The sequence below is a fragment of the Chitinophaga sp. 01L420 genome, assembly GCF_056399985.1.
Window position 1 is genome coordinate 77,236 of sequence record NZ_JBFTSK010000026.1, and the last position, 22,527, is coordinate 99,762.

The following is a 22,527-nucleotide window of genomic DNA, read 5'->3' on the forward strand; positions in this document are numbered from 1 at the left end:
TAATTCGCAACACCATGCCACAGCCTCCTGCCATCATCAACAACATCGCCATTGACAACAACCTCCTGCAAGGAACCATACGCTCCCCATCTCTCCATCAATCCTTCCCTATTGAAATTGATCTGGAGGAAGACAGCAAAAGCCCCACTGACTTCGATGATTTAATCAATGAACTGCAACGGCTCATCGCACATCTTACTCCCGATCATCTGCAAAAGATAGAAGCATCCATCGCCAGCGAGATAACAGAAAGCGCTTACGAACAATCAGATTATACGCCAACAGCCGATGATTTCACTGCCCTGGAAAATGATTTGAAGCTGGTGAAAATCCTCGCATTTCCCGAAGGCTTTGCATTAGATTATACTGCAGAAGTAAATTATCCGGGTAATCAGATAAAAGTGCAGTTAGATGAAGATTTTAATATCGATGATGTAGCGATTTATGATTAGGAAGGCGCGCCATTTTTACAGCAATAGGGAACGTTCCCATAAATTATTCTTTTTTTAATTTTCAAATATTCAATTTGAATCTTTACTTTTAGTACGACTACGTTATGTAATACTATTCCACTTTATCCGGTTTCATGGAGATGGTAATCAATGAACAATTATTGCTGCAAAAGGCTGCGGCAGGGTATGAAGAGTCGTTTGCACGCCTCTTTCACCTGCATAAGCATAAGCTGTACAGTTTCCTGCTGCGGTTAACAGATTCGCCGGAGATGTCGGAAGATGTGATCCAGGACGTGTTTCTGAAATTGTGGAAAGACCGGGAAAGCCTCGTCAACATAGAACAGTTTGGCGGCTACATTTACCGGATGGCCCAGCACCAGGTATTGAATTCGTTCCGGCGTATGGCAAAGGAAACGCTGATCCTGTCTGAGCTCAATAGAGCGGGAAATGTGGTGCATGCCAATGCGGAAGAGCATTTAAATGTACGAGAGGTACAGGCAATGTTGAAAACGGCGCTGGATAAATTACCTCCCAAACAAAAGCTCGTTTACACCCTTAGCCGGGAGCAAGGGTTAAAGCATGATGAAATAGCCCGGCACCTGAACATATCTCCTTCTACCGTCAATAACCACATGATTGCGGCGCTGCGCACCATCCGGGAGCAGTTAGGCGTACATCTGCACTCCGCCACCGGCGCTTCCTGCCTGCTGGTGATCCTCACTTCTTTTCAAAAATAAAAAATTTTTCGCTGGACTAGGTATAGGTGTCTTCCCGTTTGTCTATAGTAAGATAGATACCGTGAAGCCGATGTTGATTACCGTAAATAAGCAAGATGCTGTCAGCAAGAATTACTTACCTGGTAGAACGATATTTTGACAATTCCACCACGGCCGCAGAAAGGCAGGAGCTGGCATCGTGGATAGATGGAGAGGCAACAGATGATCAGCTGGCCGCTGTGCTGGGCGATGCCTGGGCAACGCATGTGCCATTGATGCGGATGCCGGACGAGATGTCGGACCGCATCGTGGCATCGCTGTTTGGTGCGGCGCCTGCGAAGAAGGTAGTGCCACCAACACGTATTATCCGTTACGGCTGGTGGGCAGCTGCCAGCATATTATTGCTGGGAACGGGCGGCTGGTGGGCGCTGCGGCATAGTACTACAACGTCGCCTGAGATCGCAGATAAACAAACGAGGTATAAAAATGAAGTGGCGCCTGGCGGCAACCGTGCTACACTCACACTGGCAGATGGTAGTGTGATTACGCTGGATAGTGCCGGCAATGGCCTGCTCACGCAACAGGGCAATGTTAAAATAGTAAAACAAAGCAACGGAGAACTGGCCTATGAAGGCAACGGCAACGGTACCACGATGTACAACAGGATGGCCACGCCGCGGGGAGGACAGTACCGCCTGAAATTACCGGATGGTACCATGGTGTGGCTCAACGCTGCCTCTTCCATTTATTATCCGGCAGCTTTTACGGGCAAGGAAAGAAAAGTAACCATTACGGGAGAAGTATATTTTGAAGTGGCTGCCAACGCCAATATGCCATTTAAAGTAGAAACGGGTGCCACAGATGTTACGGTCATGGGTACGCGATTTAATATCAATGCCTACCCCGAAGAAGCCACTATCAGTACTACACTGGTGGATGGTGCTGTAAGGGTAACTACCGGCAATACGGGAGCTGTGCTGAAGCCGGGACAACAGGCGAGGGTACACGCCGGCGCATTAGCCGTTATGAATAATATAGATACAGAAGAAATTATTGCCTGGAAAAACGGGTTCTTCCAGTTTACAGATGCAGATATGCCCACGGTGATGAAACAGATAGAACAGTGGTACGATGTAAAAGTGAACTACGAAGGAGCTATCCCTAAAAGGAGCTTTGGTGGCGGTATACAGCGCTCATTGCCCTTGTCGGAAGTGTTAAGTATCCTGGAAGCAAATGATGTCAAATTTAAGATCGAAGGAAAAAATATTACGGTATTGAAGTAAAACCACGTTTCTGAATTGCTATTGTAAAAATGAATTCCACTCCGTAAACCCCTAAGGTTACGGGATCTGCTTGTTATGCAAATAAAAGCCGGAAATACTGGTAATATTTCCGGCGGCATCTGGATAGCATGAACAAAATAAGTCGGCAAAGACTCCTTATTCACTCAACCAAACAATGCAAATGTATGCAAATTACTTGTAACGCTCTTTGCAGCCGGAAAGCTGTTTCTATCCCATGGGCCGCCATTTTCAGGGCCCGCAGAAAAGCTCCCGGGCATCGCACGCTATGCTCAACCAAAATGCTGTTAGCTATGAAGTTAACGTTTGTGTTTCTTACCGTCGTCTTCCTCAATGTAAGCGCTACGGGCCTTTCTCAGACAGTGAGTTTTTCAGGGAAAGAGGTGTCACTTAAAACGGTTTTTGCCGCTATCAAAAAACAAACAGGATACGTGGTATTCTATGATAACCTTTTGCTTAAAAACAGCCACCCGGTGACTTTGTCTATGCAGCAGGTACCATTGGAAGAACTGCTGGCCAAAGCATTGCATGGGCAGGAGCTGAGTTTTTCTATTGTGGACAAAACCATCTCTATTAAAAAACAGGTGCCAGTCACACTGCCGCCTATACTGAAATTGCTCACCTTACAGATGACGCTTACAGGTAGGGTAACAGACGATACCGGTACCCCGCTACCTGGCGTAACCGTATTGCAGAAAGGGACCTCTAATGCTACGGTGACCAATGAAATGGGAGAGTATAAAATTTCAGGTATCAACGATGGCGCCATCATCCTCTTTTCCTATATTGGTTTCGATAAACAGGAACTTACTGTACACGGACAATATAAACTGGATGTTCGCCTGAGCAAAGCCGCTAATACGGCCCTCGATGAACTGGTGGTAATAGGCTATGGTACCGTGAAAAAGAGCGACCTTACCGGCGCAGTTTCTTCTGTAAAAGGAGATGCCGTAGCCTCCCGTAAAACCACCCAGATTTCACAGGCATTACAAGGCGCCATGCCGGGCGTAATGGTAACCCGTAATAATAATGCACCAGGCGCCGTAGCACAGATCCGGGTGCGTGGTATTACCACTATTTCTGAGGCAGGTGCAACACCATTGGTGATTCTCGATGGTGTGCCGGTAGATGATATCAACTCTATTAATCCCAATGACATCGATAATATTTCTGTATTGAAAGATGCCGCCTCGGCTTCTATCTATGGTTCCCGTGCCGCCGCCGGTGTGATACTGGTAACCACCAAACGCGCAAAGAACGGACAACTGGATCTTAACTACAGTTATGAATATGGTATAGAGAAGCCTACCAAACTGCCGCAATATGTAGATGCAGTGCGCTTTATGCAACTCACCAATGAGCTGAGATGGAATGATAACGGTAATAACGCTAATGAATATCCTACCTATACAAAAGATATTGTAGACAACTACGCACAGCTGCATACACAAAATCCCGATCAGTATCCCAATACCGACTGGAGAGCGTTGATCCTGCATAATAGCGCCCCGCGTGAAACACATATGCTCAGCATTGCCGGTGCCGGTAAAACACTGCGTTCCAGGGTATCGCTGGTATATGATAAAAACGGCGCCCTGTATGATAACCGTACTTATAGCCGTATCACCACCCGTATCAATAACGATATCACCATCAACAAATATCTTGCTGCCAGCGTAGATATTAACTTCAAACGCACCATGGTACAGCAGCCTATTGTGGACCCGATGTATAAAATGGGCATCGTGCCGCCTATTTATGCAGCGCTGTGGTCTGATGGCCGCATTGGCGCAGGTAAAGATGGGGCCAACATCTATGCACAAACGAAATACGGTGGTATTAACCATGATTGGTTCAACCAGCTTGGTGGTAAAGTTGGTATTGATTTCACGCCCATAGAAGGACTGAAAGTTTCAGCTATCATCGCCCCTTTCCTGAATTTTGACAAAGGAAAAAAGTTCACGCAGAAAGTTCCTTACACAGCATATAATAACCCCGGCTCTATTTCCGGTTATATTGAAGGCGCTACAGAAACCAAACTGGAAGAAAGCCGTAATGATAATTACCGTTATACTACTCAGTTTCTGGTGAACTATACCAAGCAACTGAAAGAACATAGTATTAACCTGATGGGAGGCTATGAGTTTTACAAAGCGTCGGATGAGCTACTTGGCGCCTCCAGAGGGCAATACCAGCTGAATAACTATCCTTACCTGGACCTCGGCCCACTGGAGTTCCGGGATAATACCGGCAAGGCTTTTGAAAATGCATATCGTTCCTGGTTTGGCAGAGTCATGTATAGCTATAAAGATAAATACCTGTTGCAGGGAAATATCCGCTATGATGCCTCTTCCCGTTTTGCGTCCGGTTATCGCTGGGGAGCCTTCCCTTCTTTCTCTGCAGGGTGGGTGGCATCAGAAGAAAGCTTCCTGAAAAAGTCGGCGCCCTGGTTGTCTTTCCTGAAAGTAAGGGCCTCACTGGGTTCTCTCGGCAATGAAAGGATCGGTAACTATCCTTACCAGGCATTGCTGAAGTTTGAAAATAATTCCCTTTTTTATAAAGGCAACACGGTGGTATCGGGACAATCAGCTGCACAGTGGCAATACGCTATCCGCGATATCTCCTGGGAAACCACCCGTTCCTGGGATATCGGCGCAGATGTAAACTTCCTGCAAAACCGTTTACGTTTTACCGGTGACTACTATCGGAAAACGACCAGCGATATCTTGCTGGAACTGGAAATACCGGATTACATCGGCTATGATAACCCCTTCCAGAATACCGGCACCATGTACACCAAAGGCTGGGAAATGCAGGTGGGCTGGAACGACCGGATCGGTGACTTCAATTACAGTGTGTCTCTGAACCTCTCTGACTTTGTCACCAAAATGGGCAACCTGGGCGGTACACAGTTTCTGAAAGATTCTATCATCAGACAGGGTACTGAATTTAATGAGTGGTATGGCTATGTATCTGATGGCATTTACCAGACCCAGGAAGAAGTAGATAAATCACCCCGCCTGAACGCCAACGTAAAACCCGGCGATATCCGTTACCGTGATATCAGTGGGCCTGATGGTGTACCTGATGGAAAAGTTTCTCCTGAATATGACCGGGTACCGCTGGGCGGCTCATTGCCAAGGTACATCTATGGGGCATCTGTTCAGATGGGATATAAAAACTGGGACCTGGGTGTGACCATGCAGGGGGTAGGCAAACAAAATTCCAGACTCACCACAGATATGGTACAGCCACTGCGGGAAAATTATGGCACTTTCCCGGCTATCCTGGACGGCCATTCCTGGAGTAAGTATAATACACCCGAGCAAAATAAAGCAGCACAGTATCCCCGCTACACCAATACTTCGGCCGGGAATAACTATGCCATGTCTGACTTCTGGATTGTTAGCGGCGCTTACTTCCGGTTGAAAAATATTAATGTGGGCTACACGATGCCCAACAACCTGGTGAAAAAAATGCATATACAGGGTATTCGTTTATACGCCAGCGTTAGCGACCTGTTTTCGCTGCATCATTTTCCCAAAGGATGGGATCCGGAACAAGGTGGACTCGGTTATCCTATTACCACCAGTTATGTTTTTGGCGCATCCGTTAAATTCTAAAATTCCACGATCATGAAGCAACTTACCATTATAATCATAGCCGGCTTGTTGATGACCTCCTGTGGCTCACTGGACCTGCATCCGCTGTCGGATGGATCCAGCGAAACATGGAACTCCACACCGGAAGAAATTGAAATGTCACTCAACGGATTGTATAAATCGGATTTCTGGTTGAAAGACAGCGATGAGTGGACGGATGACTGGATGTACCGCGATGCAACAACAGAAGTCACCGGCGCTACTATCAATGGGGAAACTGCCTTTGTCAAAGACTGGTGGACCAAAACCTATAAAGCCATCGCCAGGACCAATAATATCTTAAGCAACATTTCGCGTGCCGCCAAAGTATTGTCGCCCGATCAGATCAACAGTTATTCTGCAGAAGCCCGGTTTGTAAGAGCCTGCCAGTATTCCCGACTGTTATCGCACTATGGCAACATCATCTATACGGATTCGATTCTGGATATAGAACAGGCATTGCAGATGAAGCAAATGGACAAGCAGGAAGTGCTGCAAAAAATTTATGCCGACTTTGACATCGCTGCCGCCGCCTTGAAAACGACCGTTGGCAGCGGAGATCTGAAACGCGCCACCAAAGGTGCCGCGCTGGCCATGAAGGCACGTACTGCCCTGTACATGGGCGACTGGGCTACGGCAAAAACAGCTGCCAAAGCCTGTATGGATCTCAATGTTTATCAACTCCACGATAATTACAGTAATCTCTTTTTATCCAAAACAAAGAACTCCACGGAAACGGTATTGGGTTTCCCCAGATCAGTTACGCTGAAGGTAACCATGGGAGATTGCCAGAATTTTGTAACGCGCAATGCCGGTGGCTGGGCTGCGAAAGATCCTTCCTGGGACCTGTTCTGTGCTTTCCTTTGCAAAGATGGATTGCCGATTGATCAGTCACCGCTGTTTAATCCACGCCGCCCATTCGATAACCGCGATCCCCGGTGTACGGCTACCATCGTGGAATTCCAGACACCACACCTGGGCTACGTATTTCAGCCGCATCCGGATTCTGTAACGGTATTGAAAGTATCGGACAACAAATATGTAGAGAATAAAGATACCCGCTCCATTGCGCAGTATGCTTCCTTCAATGGTTTGTTGTGGAAGAAAGGAATTGATGGCGACTGGCTGCTCAACTCCTGGAATGTAGAACCGGATAACATTATTATCCGTTTTGCGGATGTATTGCTGATGTATGCAGAAGCTAAAACAGCGTTGGGTGAAATAGATCAGTCGGTGCTCGATGCTATTAACAAAGTAAGAGCCCGCGCATATGGCACCGCCTATACGAATACAGCTGCTTACCCGGCGGTGACTACCACTGATAAAACCGCGCTCACTAAAATTATCCGTACAGAAAGACGGATGGAATTTGCCCTGGAAGGTGTGCGCTACATGGATATTATCCGCTGGCGCCTCGCAGAGAAAGTACTGAATAAAGCCAACTATGGCTTGCTGGATCCTGCTGACCTGCGCGCGAAAGTAGTGAAGCCGGGACTATGGTTTTTCCCGCAAACACCTGTACTGGATGCAGATGGCATCGCTGATTTTACACCAATGTATAGCGCCGGACTGGTGAAACAAATTACAGTACGCAAGTTTGACGCCACCCGTCAATACCTCTGGCCTATTCCATCAAATGAAGTACTCACCAGTCACCTGAAACAGAATCCTAACTATTAAGCATATATGAAAAGAAGTAAACATCTGGCAGCTTGGAGTATCATCATGGGGTTGTTGAGCGGCGCCTGCAATCATAATACGGCCGATGCACAAGTGGGTAAACCCCGTGCTTACAGCGGCATTTACCCGCAGCTGGCCATGTACAATAAAGAAGGAGAATGCGGTACCGGGGCAGTAGTGCCCTGGGCCGGCAAACTATGGGTCATTACTTATGGTCCGCATATGCCTTTCGGGTCAACAGATAAGCTCTATGAAGTAACACCGGACCTGCAACAAATCGTACGACGGGAAAGTATTGGCGGTACCCCCGCAAATCGTATGATCCATCCGGAGAGTAACCAGTTATTTATCGGACCATATGCTATCAGCGATAAGGGCGTAGTACGGGTAATTCCCTATACGGCCATGCCGGGGCGGCATACGGGCAATGCACGTCATCTTACGGATCCCGCTGGTAAAATATATTATGGTACCATGGAAGAAGGTTTTTATGAAGTAGATGTACATACCCTGCAACCTACGCTATTGTATGAAGATGGGAATGTAAAGAACAAAAAAAACGCCGACACCACTGCCAACACTCCTTCCGCCTTATTACCGGGAGCGCATGGCAAGGGGCTATATTCCGGCCAGGGCGTATTGATTTATTCCAACAACGGTGAACCTGGCCCTAAAGCACTCACAGATTTTGATATTGAAGCCGGCTCCTTATCTGAATGGAATGGGAAAGACTGGAAAGTAGTGCGCCGGAATCAGTTTGTGGAAATCACCGGTCCGGGTGGCATCTCCGGAAACAAAAATCCGGCTACCGATCCCATATGGGCTACGGGCTGGGATCATAAATCGTTGTTGCTGGGCTTAAGAGATCAGGGAACCTGGAAGTTCTTTCGTTTGCCTAAGGCCAGTCATACCTACGATGGCGCCCACGGATGGAATACGGAATGGCCCCGCATCCGCAATGTAGGTACTGCGGCACAACCGGATTATCTCATGACCATGCACGGTCTGTTTTGGAAGTTCCCGGCCACTTTTGCGAGCGGACATACGGCCGGTATCCGTCCCCGTAGTGCGTACCTGAAAGTGATAGGTGACTATACCCGCTGGCAGGATCAGCTGGTATTTGGTTGCGATGATGCCGCACAGAAAGAATTTCTCAACAAGCGCAGCGCCAAAGGAAATATAGAAGGACCGGGCCAATCCAATTCCAACCTGTGGTTTACAGGGTTGCAGCAACCTGATCAACTGGGCCCTAATACTGCCGAAGGAGCCGTATGGCTGAAGGAAGCGGTGAAAGCGGGCGTAGCTTCAGAACCGTTTTTATTTGCCGGCTGGCCACAACGCAGTGCGCGCATACAGCATAACGGCACACAACCCGTAGTATTTACTTTTGAAACAGATAACAGCGGCAACAGTAACTGGGTCACCGCGCAAACCGTGACCGTAGCTCCCGGACAGGCAGCGGAAGTTATTTTCCCGGAAAACATGCCGGGAGAGTGGATCCGCGTAACGGCGGGTACCTCCGTAGTCGCTACTGCGCATTTCTCCTTCACCGCCAATGATCATCGTAACACGGTGGCAGCGCCTATTTTTAATGGACTCAGTAAAGTTACTACGGCCAATGTAAAAGGAGGTTTGTTGTACGGACTCGGCAACGACCGCCGCGCATTGGGCGTGGCTGCACGCACGTATAATAATGGCGATGCCACTGACATTGGTTATTATGAACTGAATGCAAATATGCAATTGCAGCAGAAAGACGACGCCACTACGGCTGCTTTTATTCAGCAAAAATTTGCGATCCCTCAGCAGGCGGTAAATATAGAAGTGTCTTCTGTGCTGATAGTAGATGATAAAGGCCGGCGCTGGCGACTGCCTTTAGGTGATGCCGCTTACACCGCCCTTACGGGTAAAGCGGCCTTGCGTATTTGCAGGGAGGTATCCACAGAAAGAGACCTGTTTAACTGCCACGGCACTTTTTATGAATTGCCTGCGGAAAACGCAGACGGCTATGCGAAAATAAGACCGGTTTCTTCTCATCATTTCCGCATCAATGATTACGCAGCCTACAGAGGTATGCTGATCATGACGGGTATTGATCCGGCCGCAAAGGCCGGTGAACACATCATTGTATCCGATGATAAAAAAGCGGCCGTTTGGGCAGGTGCGATTGATGACCTGTGGCAAATGGGCCGGCCCACCGGACATGGCGGACCATGGCAGCATACAGCGGTTACCGCTGCGCAGCCTTCCGATCCGTATCTCATCGGTTTTTATGATAACCGCAGCCTGCAACTTTCGCATGATGCCAAAACGAAGATCAGCTTCACCATCGAAACAGACCCTGTTGGTAACGGCGTCTGGATGCCTTATAAAACAGTGACGGTAGCTCCCGGGGAAACGTTTAACTACCAGTTTCCCAAAGGTTTCCAGGCCAGGTGGATTCGTTTTAGCAGCGATAAAGATTGTAAAGCAACGGCACTTTTAGAATACAAGTAAACAAATGAAATATACGCTCGCAGCTTTGTTGTTAACAGGCGCTCATGTGGTACATGGCATGGCTCCCCGTGTGGATACTACCGGTGTCATAGATACCACCAATATCCATGACGTGCTGCATAACCGCGCTTTATTATCACCAGCCACCCGTCAGCGGATATTTACCATCCGTGAAAACGACAGCACCACTTATTCGTTACAGCTGGCGCTGGACAAAGCAGGGCAGCCATTGTATTATTTCAGGAATATTTTTACACCGGTTTGCTATACAGGAGAATGCAAACCGGTGTTCATCAACTTTTATTGGGACCTGCTGGGAAATTATATCCGTTATGATCTGCCGGCAAAAGAAGCGTTGACGAAATTAGATCATAAGGTTTTTAAACAAACGGACTATGAAAAACTACAGGAAATTCTTACTAAATCTAACTCGCTGCTATCAGATTTAAAAATAACAGACCTGATAGTACCCGGTACAGAAAACCTGGCCGACTCTGTGGATGCCAGAACCGGTGCCACTTTAAAGACGATCAAAAATGAAGTGATACCCGGTGCAGTATACACCTGTTATACCCTCTGGCATATGGCGCACGGGGTGGTGATCGACGAAATAGCGCGCATCACAGCAACGTATAACAGTCAACAGCTGTTGCATCGGTTTTTATCTTCCGGAAATTATCAATACCAGTATTGGGCAGCAGATAAAGTGATGGATAAGAAAGGGGTAATCACTCCTGGCTTTGAAGCGGATATCCGGAACATTATCTCCGGAAAAAATATTTTCATTGCACGGTATATATTACAACAGGTGCACCCCGGTTTTCTCACCGGGAAAAAACAACAGCGTTGGTTGTGGCAAGTCTACACGGCGGCTGCTTACCCGGCGCAAATCACCATCCTCCATAAACTGAAAACAATTCCACTGCAGCCGGAGCTGATCAAAAAATTAATTACCACGTTAAGCACTACCAATGTAGAACAGTCGGGGCTTATCCTCGCATTGCTGCAGCAGGCGCCCGCGCTGCCATTACCGCAACTCGCGGAGCAGTTAACCGCTGCAGACGCGGAGCAGGCTGCAAGTATTTACACGTTGTTGCAGCAACGAAAACCAGTAAATAAGTACGTTAAAAAGCTGATGTATAATTATGAAAAACAAATTAACCAGTAGAAAAATATGGTGGCAACTCATCGTGCTCTGTTGCTGTACGCTAAGTTTGCATGCACAGGACCCTGTTTTTGTGGAAACAGAATCTTTCGCCAACAAAGGCGGCTGGGTAATTGACCAGCAGTCATTTGCCGTGATGGGGTCTTCTTACCTGATGGCACATGGTATGGGCAGGCCGGTAAAGAATGCGGAGACCACCGTTACCTTTCCAGCCAAAGGGAAATATCATGTATGGGTACGGACCAAAGACTGGGCGCCGTTTCCAAAAGGTCCGGGTAAATTTCGTGTATCCGTGAACGATACACCGTTGACCCCCGTGTTTGGTGAAAGCGGCAATGATCAGTGGAAATGGTATGATGGGGGAGTGGTGAACATTACCACTGAGCAGGTGAAATTATCCCTGCAGGACCTGACAGGTTTTAACGGCAGATGTGATGCCCTGTTGTTTACTACTGTAGCTAAATATACGCCACCGAATGAGCTGGCTACCCTGGGTGCTTTGCGCAGAAAACTGTTACATACCACTGCCGCACCGAATGATGGTGGTCAATACGACCTGGTAGTAGTGGGGGGTGGCATTGCCGGCACCTGCGCCGCTATTTCTGCTTCCCGCATGGGACTGAAAGTAGCACTCATACAGGATCGTCCGGTGCTGGGTGGCAACAACAGCTCTGAAATAAGGGTGCACCTGATGGGCGACATCGATAAGAATCACTATCCCAAACTCGGCAGAATAGTAAGAGAGATGGATAACGGCGACCCCGGCAACGGTAACCCGGATGCGAAAGAATACGGTGATGCACGGAAGATCGCCATCGTAAAAGCAGAGAAAAATCTCCGTCTGTTTCTGAACACATATGTGTACAAAGTAGAAAAAGAAAACGATCGCATCGTCGCGGTGGTTGGCCGTGATATTGCCACCAACCAGGAAACAAGATTTGCCGGCACCTATTTTTCTGATTGTACCGGCGATGGTACCGTTGGCTACCTGGCAGGTGCAGAATTCCGGATGGGACGCGAAAGCAAAGCAGAAACAAAAGAATCACTTGCTGCGGAAAAGCCCGACAGCTTTACATTGGGCACCTCTAACCTATGGGCCTCTGTGGCAGTAGACAGTGCCACCACCTTTCCCGCCACGCCCTGGGCTATGCAGTTTTCGGATGAGTATCATATCGACAGCTACAAAGCCGACTGGGAATGGGAAACCGGCTTCGGTAACTTTAATACCATCACCGATGCAGAAAAAATACGCGATCATAATCTCCGTGCCATATACGGTAACTGGTCCTGGCTTAAAAATAATAAACCGGAAAAATACGCCAAACAGGAATTGGCCTGGGTAGCCTATATCGGTGGCAAAAGAGAATCCAGACGTATCATCGGAGATCATGTGCTGGACCAGATGGATATACAAGAAGGTAAGATGTACCCTGACGGCGCGGTGACTGCCACCTGGACCATTGACCTGCATTTCCCGGATCCTAAAAACAGCCAGTATTTTGAGGGACAGGAATTTTTTGCCGGCACCAAACATATCAGGGTAGCACCTTACACCATTCCTTACCGTTGCCTCTACTCCCGTAATATTCCCAACTTATTTATGGCGGGCAGAAACATCAGCACTACCCACGTAGCCTTTGGCAGCACCCGTGTAATGCGTACCTGCGGCATGATGGGAGAAGTAGTAGGCTTTGCGGCTTTTGTGGCACAGAAATATCACAGCAGTCCCAGAGATGTGTATAAAGATCATTTGCCGGAGTTAATGCAATTATTGCAGGAATGATGATGTACCTCTTTTTCTTATTATTTCACAGCCAGGTGGTGAGCCTGGAAGGCACCGCACAGGGCACCACCTGGCATGTGATGTATACAGCTATACCACAACCCTACCTGCAAACCGCTATCGACAGCACCCTGCAGGAAATAGACCAGTGTTTATCTATCTACCGTCCCGATTCAGAAATTTCGTTGTTCAATAAATCCACTACCTGGGCGTTTCAGTCGCCCTGGTTTTACCCGGTACTTAAAAAGTCGGCGGAAATCTACACCGCTACCAACGGCGCTTTCGATCCCACCGTGATGCCACTTACAGCAGCTTACCGGGCCGGCAAAAAAACAGGCCTCCCCTGGTGGGAGAAAACAGATTCCCTGTTGCAATATGTAGGCTTCACTAAAATTGAGTTTGATGAAAACAGTGTACATAAATTAAAAGACCAGGTACGCCTCGATTTCGATGGTATAGCACAAGGCTATAGCGTGGATGTTTTAGCCGCATTACTGGAGCGTAGCGGCATATCCGACTACATGGTGGAGATAGGAGGAGAAGTGCGCTGTAAAGGCCGGAAAAATGGTGCAGCGTGGACGATAGCCATCGACAATCCCCTGCATCCCGCCGCCAGATCATCTACCGTGCAGCTAATCAACAAAGCCGCTACCACCGCCGGTAATTACCGCGACTATTACCAGCAGGGCGGTCATACCTTCGGGCATATTATTAATCCCGCTACAGGGTTAACGGCACCGGCGGACTTACTCAGCGTGACCGTTTTTGCAGATGACGCCATTACCGCAGACGGATATGATACGGCGTTTATGGTGATGGGACTGGAAGCCACGAAACGCTTCCTGGCGCAACATACCAACCTCGATGCTTATTTGATTTACCTGAACGCAAATGGGGAACTGAAAGTATTTATGACCCCGGGCATCCAGCCGTTTATTAAAGTATTACCCTAATCTTTTAATACAATATCTCTCATCATCCACAGCGGCAGTGATCCATGATTCAGTACCCGGTCATGAAAGTCTTTGATGCTGAAATGAGCGCCCTGCTTTTTCTGTAAGGCTGCTTTCCATTGCAATATCTGCGCAACGCCGTATTTGTAAGTTACTACCTGTGCAGGCCAGCGGCGCATCCTGGCTATTTCCCGCATCGCAATAGCATCTTGCCCACGAATATTTTTCTTCCAGAAGTCAAGGGCTTGCTGGTCAGTCCAGCCGTAATAGTTTAAGGCTACATCGAGGGGAACACGTACCGATCTTACAATATCCCATTCCCATCTGCCCAGTTCATCATAAGGTGTTTGGTATAAGCCCAGGTCTTTACCCAGGCTTTCGGCATATGCCCCCCAGCCTTCAAGGAATCCGGAGTAGAAGAACATTTGTTGAAGAGAGGCGGTGTCGGTGAAGGCATCGATTAAAGAATGCTGATAGTGGTGGCCAGGTACTGCCTCATGCAGAAAAAGCCAGTCGAACTGCCGTTTGTTATAAGGCTTGTCAAATAGGTTATAATAGAAAGTATTATTGTCGTAGTAGCCTGGTGTTTGCACCAGCGCCTTATTGGTTCCCTTTTCTATTTTAAGCTCGGGAAAGGTGGTGAGGTTAAAAAGCTGATGGAGGTTAGTGTATACGGTATTCTTTATTTGTTCAAACCGCCGCTGTATTTCAACCGGATCGTTTATGAAGAAAGAGCTGTCATTTAAATGGGTATAGAATGCATCTTCACTCATTCCTGTTTCTTTGCGTATGTCTTCGATGTGTTTTTTTACGCCTGCCAATGCGGCTAGTCCAAACTGATAAATCTGATCCGGCGTGACCTCATCACTCACCCATCGTTTTAATAGATAGGCATACCACTGCTTACCATTGGAAATATTTATAATACCGTTTGCCGGAATGTCCGCCGCCGGATTTTTAACCCATTCAGCTTCCAGTGCCAGTCTTTGCAGGTTTAGGCTGGCTTCATATTTCACTAAATCGTACTGCATTTTTTCAGCCTGATTTAATTTGCGGGCATCATAACCGCCCAGCGTGGCTTGTGCCGATTTGAAGAAGATGATTTGTTGCTGAATGCTATCAGCCGACTGGATGTGCTGAAAGCCGCTTACATAGCTTAACTCCAGGGAGGGGATGTTCAGTGCATTGTAGCCGTTTACAAATTCTTCCCGGAATTGGATGAATGTTGTCTGCGCAGATAAATGGAATGGCGACAAGAGATATATGTTGATGCCAACAAGCAGTGCTTTTATATTCATTGTTGCGTGAATTAGAGGTGTTATCGCAAAAGTATTACATGATATGGTTATTTTAACCCTAATAAAGGTTGAACGGTATTATGATGCAGGTGGTAGTTAAAAAGTGTGTTTTCCGATTTTCCGGTACGTTAATAGGAGGAAAGATTAAACTTTTCATTTTTATCAACGAAATGTTTTTTTAATGTATATTTGAAATACGTCTGCTTTGAGAAGAGCCTGAATTTTAACCCGTACAATCCTGATCGAGATTCCAGCGCTATTTGGAATCCTGATTAATTGTAACTGTTACAAAATAATATAGACAATGACGTCTTGTGATTAGTTTTTTTAGCCCGATATCTAAAACAAAATTCTATGAAAGAGCACTTTAGAAAGTTGTATTGCTGCTGTATTATACAGTAATCGCACGCATTGTATGTCAGAAAAAGATATCAGCCAGTTGGATAAAGCTCCCAATTTTACCCACGTTGACATCAGTAAAGTAAATCAAAAATAAACAAGCTGGTTTTTCTCCTACTTATGTTGCATGGGTAAATGACGTGTTCATTGCCGGAAGAGATATTTTTATCAGGATTTTTACAATTTGAAAATAATATACGCATAGCGTTTATGAGCAAGCCCATGATAGCCGGTAAGGTTCCACGAAGATAGTATTCAGAAGGATGATAGTGTTTTTATATCCGCCGGCAGGTGGTAAGATTTATTGTAACCTGGAGAAAGGGCGTCAGCAGTTAAAATAAGGCGATAATGAAATCTATTTATTATTCTATTCTGGCCAAAACAATTCTGTTATCAGTACTATTATTCCAGACTGCCGATTTATCAGCGCAAGCTTACAATTATACACAATATAAGATTGAGCAGGGCCTGGCAGGTAACATCGTGTATTCTATGGCCCAGGATAAAGACGGCTTTATGTGGTTTATTACGGAAACCGGGGTCAGTCGCTTCGATGGCACGTCATTCAGGAACTTTACGATCAGTGACGGATTGCCGGATAATACCATTATTCATATATATGCTGATACAAAAGGCCGGGTATGGTTTGTGCCATTCAAGAACACCATCTCTTACTATTATAAAGGAAAAATACATAATCAGCTGCAGGATACGGTGCTGGGCAAGATGGCTTTTACTGCCATGGTTCATAGTATTACGGAGGATAAAGAGCATAATATCATGCTATCCAGCCTGCACGAGTTATATGCCTTAACCGCTGAAGACAAAGTCGTTTCCTATAATAATGAACCGCTGCTTTACCCGTATGTGCAGTACATGACATCAGATAGCACTGGTAATGTAAGAGCACTGGTGCCTAATCGTATCTATGGACTTGCCAAAGGGAAATTGACTTATCTGTCCGGCTTCAGTAAAGTTGACGTGCAGCAATTGGTGATGAGGGATTCGGCTATATACTGGCAAACTACTAACCGTTTCCATATGCTGGCCGGTAAATCCGTTTACCAATATAATGTACGGGGGATCAATAGTTTCCGGATGTTGAATGATTCTGTTGTTTATCTGAATACGCCTAAAGGATGTACGCTGCTGAATATCCGGCGCTCACAGGAGATAGACCACTTTCTACCCGATGAGAATGTGAGCGACTGTTATACCGACAGGGAAGGTAATACCTGGTTTTCTACATTAAATAATGGCGTGTTCCGGTTGCGCTCAACGCAATTCAAGAGTCTCCGTTATGTCTCCGGTATGAAGCCGCTGAGAGTTTATACATTATGGGATAATGGGGATAATTTGCTGGCAGGCACCGATAACTCCTGTCTGAAGTTAGGGCTACAGCAGGGATTAAAGATCAGCAAAGAGGTATCCAGATATTTTGATAAACATATTTCCTTCATCATGGAAAATAAAGATGGGTTGTTGCTGACCAGTGATGACCAACTTTATTATCGCAGCAAGTCGGGCCGCTTCTTACATACGAATGTAAATTTATCTATAAAAAAGATAGCGGTAAAAGCCGATGGTACGATACTGGCTGCAGCTTCCTGTGGATTACTCCAGTTCAACACCCCCCATTCGCTGGACTATTCGATGCGGTACAAAGGACGGACAACCACCGTGTACATACGGCAGGATAGTATTTACTTTGGCACACCGAATGGACTTTATATGATCAATCGTGATAATGTCACCACTTATCTGGGTAATATACATCCTAATTTACGCAACCGGATTTCGGCTATCTGCACAAATACAGACGGCACCTTATGGGTGGCTACAGCCGGTGCCGGTATCGTTGGTTTAAAAGGTAATCACGTTGTGTGGCATCTTGATGTTAGTAATGGCCTAAGCAGTAATGACTGCCAGTGCATGGTTCCCGATGCCGGAGGAGAGCTTTGGGTAGGAACAGATAAGGGTTTGGATCAATTGACATTCCATCAGGATAGTATACAGTTGACTAACTACACTACGGCTGATGGCCTTATTAACGGGTTTATCAATGCGGTGGTTGTAAAAGGAGACACTGTATATGCAGGAACAGCGGAAGGGCTGACTTTCTTTAACAAGAAGAAAACTACATTTTTCTCTCAATGTGATCTAAAGGTGCTCAACATCTCCTCCAACGGGCAAACTGTGAACGACAAAGCATTATCAAGGTTAAACTACAGGAATACCCTGATACGTGTTGACTTTACAGCTATTTCCTTTAAATCGGAGGGTGCTGTCAGGTACTACTACCGTTTAACCCGACCCGATACTGCCTGGAGAATGACGCGTCAGAATTTTCTGGAGTTTATTTCTCTGCCTCCGGGCGACTATCTGCTGGAACTGTTTGCTGTTAATAAGTTTAATGTAAGGAGCAAAACGATCCATATTCCACTGAAGGTGATCCCTCCATTCTGGCAGGAGGGATGGTTTATTTGTGTCACTATCGGACTGATTATTTTTATTACCTGGGGGATCGTTACGCAGCGGAATAAGATATACAACCGACGGCTTGCCGCCAAAGGACGGATGGAACAAAGATTACATGAGCTGGAGCAGAAAGCCTTGCGTGCACAGATGAACCCTCATTTTATTTTCAACTGTCTGCATGCAGTACAGGAGTATATTCTTGATAACGACATTATCAGCACCAACAAATATCTCAGCAGCTTTGCATCTTTGATCCGTCAAACACTCGACAACTCGTTACAAACGATGATCCCCATTTCCGATGAGATCTCTTATCTGGCAAACTATCTTAATCTTGAGCAGCTGCGTTTTGAGAATACTTTCCATTACTCTTTTCACATAGATGATGAATTGGATACTTATCGTACCCGCATACCCAGTATGATGCTGCAGCCTTATATAGAAAATGCCATTCGTCATGGGATTCAATATAAAGAAGAGGGAAATGGTCAGATAGACATTTCCTTTGAAAAAACGGACCAGTATATTATCTGTATTGTAGCCGACAATGGAATAGGCAGAACAGCAGCGAAGGCATTAAGAAGCGCTCAGCATATCACTTACCAGTCAAGAGGGATGCAGTTAACGGCAGAAAGGATTCATTTGTTGAGCAGAGACCTGGATTCCCCAATTGTTATTGATATCGCAGACATCACAGGCGACCAGGGTGTATCCGGTACCAGGGTCACTATCCAGTTACCCCTTATTACCTTATAAAAAGTGTTTTATGATAACCTGTATTATTGTAGATGATGAGCCCAGGAATATTTCCATCCTGAGTAAGATGATTCACCTTTATTGCCCGCAGGTGCATGTTGCGGGTAGTGCTACCAATATAGCAGATGCGCTTGGGCTTATCCATGAACACTCCCCTCAACTGCTTTTTCTGGATATTGAAATGCCGAGGGGAAATGCATTTGATTTGTTGAAACAGATTATGCCGGTAAACTTTGAGGTCATTTTTGTAACGGCTTTTGATACCTATGCGGTAAAGGCTTTCCGGTATAATGCATTGGATTATCTGCTTAAACCAGTAGATATTGAAGAACTTAAGCAATCTATCCAGAAAGTAAGTACGAGACTGGGCATACAGGATATCAATACCCGGCTGGATAATCTCTTACAGCAGGTAAGTGAAAAAGAAACATCGAGGATTGTTCTACGCACGCAACAGGGAGCCTTCTTTCATACTATTGCAGACATTATTCTTTGTGAAGCCGATGGGGCATATACCCGTTTTGAGTTTATCAACGGGAAGAGCCTGCTGGTAACCGGTAATCTTAAGAAATATGAAACAGCGCTGCCGGCCCGGGATTTTTGCCGGATTCATGATACCTACCTGGTTAATCTGAATCATATTGTCCGGCATCATCCGGGTAAAAGTGGATATGTAGAGATGATTAACGGTAGAACCGTTGAGATCTCACTACGGAGAAAAGCGGAATTTCTCAGCCGATTCAGGTTCTGATAGTAACTACCCCCAAATCAGCCCATAGATTTACGCATACAGATATCAGGTTAAAATTTAACCGGGTGAGTCCTTGTGCCCACATCGCCGGTAATAAAGGGAATCCCTCCCTGCTTTAGTCCTTTAAAGGCAACTTTTGCCCGGAGCAATAACAGGTATAAATATTAATCCCGCACTTATCAAATAAATGCCGCGTATACAAATTGGGCTTTTTTAATACGAAAAAAGAACACGAGTTTTATTGCCAATAAAAATTTGTTGATCTAACCTTTCCCAATATGAAAAGCACTTCGAAAAAATTATGGTCACGATAATTGTATAACGTTTAGTATCCTATGGCTGTCAATATTTTTTCTTTCATATGCAATTTGTCTATACAGGAGGATTAAAATATTTCACGGGATTGAGCGCATTTGAAAACCTGGTTAACGTAGCGCAAGCTGTTATAGCTGATAGTAAAACTGTTGCATCCTTAAGTTTTATAGCCTATTTCCAGGAGATAATTTAAATGGGATATTTAAAATGATACTGTGAATAACCTATGCCAGCTAAAGAGGTACTGTTATTACGAGCATTAAAAAACACTGTTTGGATATAAGAAACAATAGATACATTCTTTAACCCTTTTTGGACGTTGTTGACCTATAAAAAAGAGTAATCTGACTGTAGATCACGCCATCTATTAAAGCCCTTATCAACATCTGATCGCTGGCAGAAGATACATTCTGTGCAGGCATTACCCGTCATTACTATTTAACAAATAAAATTTTATGAAAAAACAAGTACTAGTACTCTTTTGTAGCGTATCCCTGTTACTGTTCTCCTGTACGAAAAACCAGGATAAAGTAGCCCAGGTAGATCCCCAGACCGGGAAAACAGATAATCAGTTTAAAAATTTCCCCAAGTATCCCAATGAGATCATCCCTATCGGCATACAAACACCAGATCTGCTTAAAAGTATCCTCAACCAGGCCAAGCAGAACGGCACCAGTATCGATAGTTCCAAACAGAACGGGGGAGGAAGAACCTTGTTCCTTTCATCAGATGAAATACCGGCACTGACTACACAGGACAGAACCAACGTATTTATTGGCGGCATTTTTTATGGCAACAGCATTAATGATATGAGTCTGCGACTGGTCGCCGGACCCGGTGTAAAAAGAAGACCTATTTCTGTATATGCTGATTTTCCCACTGATTTTATCAGTGATTCCATTGCAATACCTTCCCAGGTAGCACAGAAGGCATTCCTCAGAAAGGCCCTGAAACAGGGTACCGGAGAACAGATCGCCTCATTCACGTTTGACATGCAACGTTTTTATAGTTACAATGAACTTAAGCTGTCATTTGGTGCTAACGTAAACGTAGGTAAATTGTTTAGTCTTTCTATCAGTGACTCCATTACCCAAAGCACAAGGAAAACCAGGATAAGAGCCATGTTTGTACAGAAAAACTACACGATCAGCATGGATCCACCAGCAGATGGTATGCTGGTAGACGGACCAATTACCCCTGCAGTATATGGCACCTATGCTCCATTGATAGTAAGTAACGTGAACTTTGGCCGCCTGGGTGTTATGACTATAGAATCTGATTCCAGCTACGATGCGGTAAATTTTGCGGTTAAAGCCACCTTTAATTTTGGTGTTGTAGGTGGTGGTGCAGGAGTTACATCTGATCAGCAGCACCTGCTGGATGCAGCTACCATCAAAGCATACATCATTGGTGCCGATGGTACGGATGCGGTGAAGGTGGTAGATGGTTTCGCCGGTTTCAGGGACCTGATCCTGAACGGAGGAAAATTTTCACCTGAAAGACCAGGCGTGCCTATTTCATTTAACCTGCGTTATCTGAGTGATTTTACGCCTTATGCCACCACTTTCCAACTTAATCTGCCATACTAATACAGTGTACAATCATGCAGTGTATATCCTGTACCGCCCGCTATGCGCGGTACAGGATCTCCTGCACGATATGTAAAATAAACCCTTCTATGATTAAATCATTATTCCTTTTTGGGCAGCCCGGCTTCGCAAAAATATATCCATTCCAGCGCGTAAGAATAATTGCCAGCGTCCTCGCATTGTTGTTATGTTGCAGCTGCGCCCGGAAAGAGCTCACAGATGTGACAACGCCCGGAGGCAAAGGTCTTGCCGCGTTGCCTAAGTTTGTGCCACCCGTTGTAAAAGTAGATGTTAAAATTCCCGGAAAAAATGCCGACGTGTTGCTGACACCAGAGTCTGTATTGAATCATCGTAAGTTGAACGGTGCTCCCGGAACAATTGCAGGCATTGAGCCTACAGGTATCAGGTTTACAAATGGTGTTAACAATGCGACCTCTATTTATACAGAGCTGTTCAATGCGAATGAATTTGTTACCAACACTACTATTTCCAATGATGTATACCCAGGTTCTATTATACAGGGAAGCACGGTAGCTGATTTTATATTGAAAGGAATTTATGGCCATTCCAAACCCATTACCGTCTCCGTATCCATTCCCACCTCTCCGCAAAAGGTGTCTAAAGTGATTCCGGTAGCCTCTTCCAGCGCCATGCGGCAGGTGGTGCGGGATGCATTAAAAAATGAATTTGCAGGCAAGGGGGGATTTTCCACCTTCAATTATGAAATGAAATCATTCAGCTACTACCAGGAGTT

Annotated in this window: 14 protein-coding genes; 13 read left to right on the plus strand and 1 reads right to left on the minus strand. The window is 45.8% G+C overall.

Annotation, left to right across the window (positions count from 1 at the left end; genetic code table 11):
- Positions 1–14 precede the first annotated feature (14 nt).
- From AC1DP6_RS22920 to AC1DP6_RS22960, 9 genes are all read left to right on the plus strand, one after another.
- Positions 15–452, plus strand: a complete 438-nt coding sequence (locus AC1DP6_RS22920; protein WP_477056912.1) for a hypothetical protein — start codon at positions 15–17, stop codon at positions 450–452.
- 134 nt (positions 453–586) lie between these two features.
- Positions 587–1,189, plus strand: a complete 603-nt coding sequence (locus tag AC1DP6_RS22925) for an RNA polymerase sigma factor (RefSeq protein WP_477056913.1) — start codon at positions 587–589, stop codon at positions 1,187–1,189.
- Between the two features lie 95 nt (positions 1,190–1,284).
- Positions 1,285–2,451: a FecR family protein gene (locus AC1DP6_RS22930; RefSeq protein ID WP_477056914.1), complete on the plus strand. Its 1,167-nt coding sequence runs from the start codon at positions 1,285–1,287 to the stop codon at positions 2,449–2,451.
- Between the two features lie 311 nt (positions 2,452–2,762).
- Positions 2,763–6,092, plus strand: a complete 3,330-nt coding sequence (locus tag AC1DP6_RS22935) for a TonB-dependent receptor (RefSeq protein WP_477056915.1) — start codon at positions 2,763–2,765, stop codon at positions 6,090–6,092.
- Positions 6,093–6,104: 12 nt separating this feature from the next.
- Entirely contained in the window at positions 6,105–7,790 is a 1,686-nt protein-coding gene (locus tag AC1DP6_RS22940) for a RagB/SusD family nutrient uptake outer membrane protein (RefSeq protein ID WP_477056916.1), read from the plus strand.
- 6 nt (positions 7,791–7,796) lie between these two features.
- Positions 7,797–10,286, plus strand: a complete 2,490-nt coding sequence (locus tag AC1DP6_RS22945) for a hypothetical protein (RefSeq protein ID WP_477056917.1) — start codon at positions 7,797–7,799, stop codon at positions 10,284–10,286.
- A 4-nt stretch (positions 10,287–10,290) separates the two neighbouring features.
- Positions 10,291–11,454 carry a hypothetical protein gene (locus tag AC1DP6_RS22950; protein WP_477056918.1) on the plus strand — a complete coding sequence of 388 codons (1,164 nt, stop codon included), beginning with the start codon at positions 10,291–10,293 and terminating at the stop codon, positions 11,452–11,454.
- Positions 11,432–13,234, plus strand: coding sequence for an FAD-dependent oxidoreductase (locus AC1DP6_RS22955; protein ID WP_477056919.1), 1,803 nt, complete (start codon positions 11,432–11,434; stop codon positions 13,232–13,234). The genes AC1DP6_RS22950 and AC1DP6_RS22955 overlap by 23 nt, the downstream gene beginning before the upstream one ends.
- Positions 13,231–14,187, plus strand: a complete 957-nt coding sequence (locus AC1DP6_RS22960; RefSeq protein ID WP_477056920.1) for an FAD:protein FMN transferase — start codon at positions 13,231–13,233, stop codon at positions 14,185–14,187. The genes AC1DP6_RS22955 and AC1DP6_RS22960 overlap by 4 nt, the downstream gene beginning before the upstream one ends.
- On the opposite strand, the gene AC1DP6_RS22965 is transcribed toward AC1DP6_RS22960, so the two are convergent.
- Positions 14,184–15,485, minus strand: coding sequence for a DUF885 domain-containing protein (locus AC1DP6_RS22965; protein ID WP_477056921.1), 1,302 nt, complete (start codon positions 15,483–15,485; stop codon positions 14,184–14,186). The genes AC1DP6_RS22960 and AC1DP6_RS22965 overlap by 4 nt on opposite strands.
- 747 nt (positions 15,486–16,232) lie before the next feature.
- On the opposite strand from AC1DP6_RS22965, the gene AC1DP6_RS22970 reads away from it, so the two are divergent.
- The 4 genes from AC1DP6_RS22970 to AC1DP6_RS22985 all read left to right on the plus strand — a co-directional run.
- A complete protein-coding gene (locus AC1DP6_RS22970; protein ID WP_477056922.1) occupies positions 16,233–19,118 on the plus strand; it encodes a sensor histidine kinase in 2,886 nt (961 codons plus the stop codon).
- A 10-nt stretch (positions 19,119–19,128) separates the two neighbouring features.
- Positions 19,129–19,869: a LytR/AlgR family response regulator transcription factor gene (locus tag AC1DP6_RS22975; RefSeq protein WP_477056923.1), complete on the plus strand. Its 741-nt coding sequence runs from the start codon at positions 19,129–19,131 to the stop codon at positions 19,867–19,869.
- Between the two features lie 770 nt (positions 19,870–20,639).
- Positions 20,640–21,773 (plus strand): thiol-activated cytolysin family protein, encoded by a 1,134-nt coding sequence (locus AC1DP6_RS22980; RefSeq protein ID WP_477056924.1) that lies wholly within the window; start codon positions 20,640–20,642, stop codon positions 21,771–21,773.
- Between the two features lie 89 nt (positions 21,774–21,862).
- The coding region (locus AC1DP6_RS22985) for a hypothetical protein (protein ID WP_477056925.1) at positions 21,863–22,527 on the plus strand (665 nt) is incomplete at its 3' end.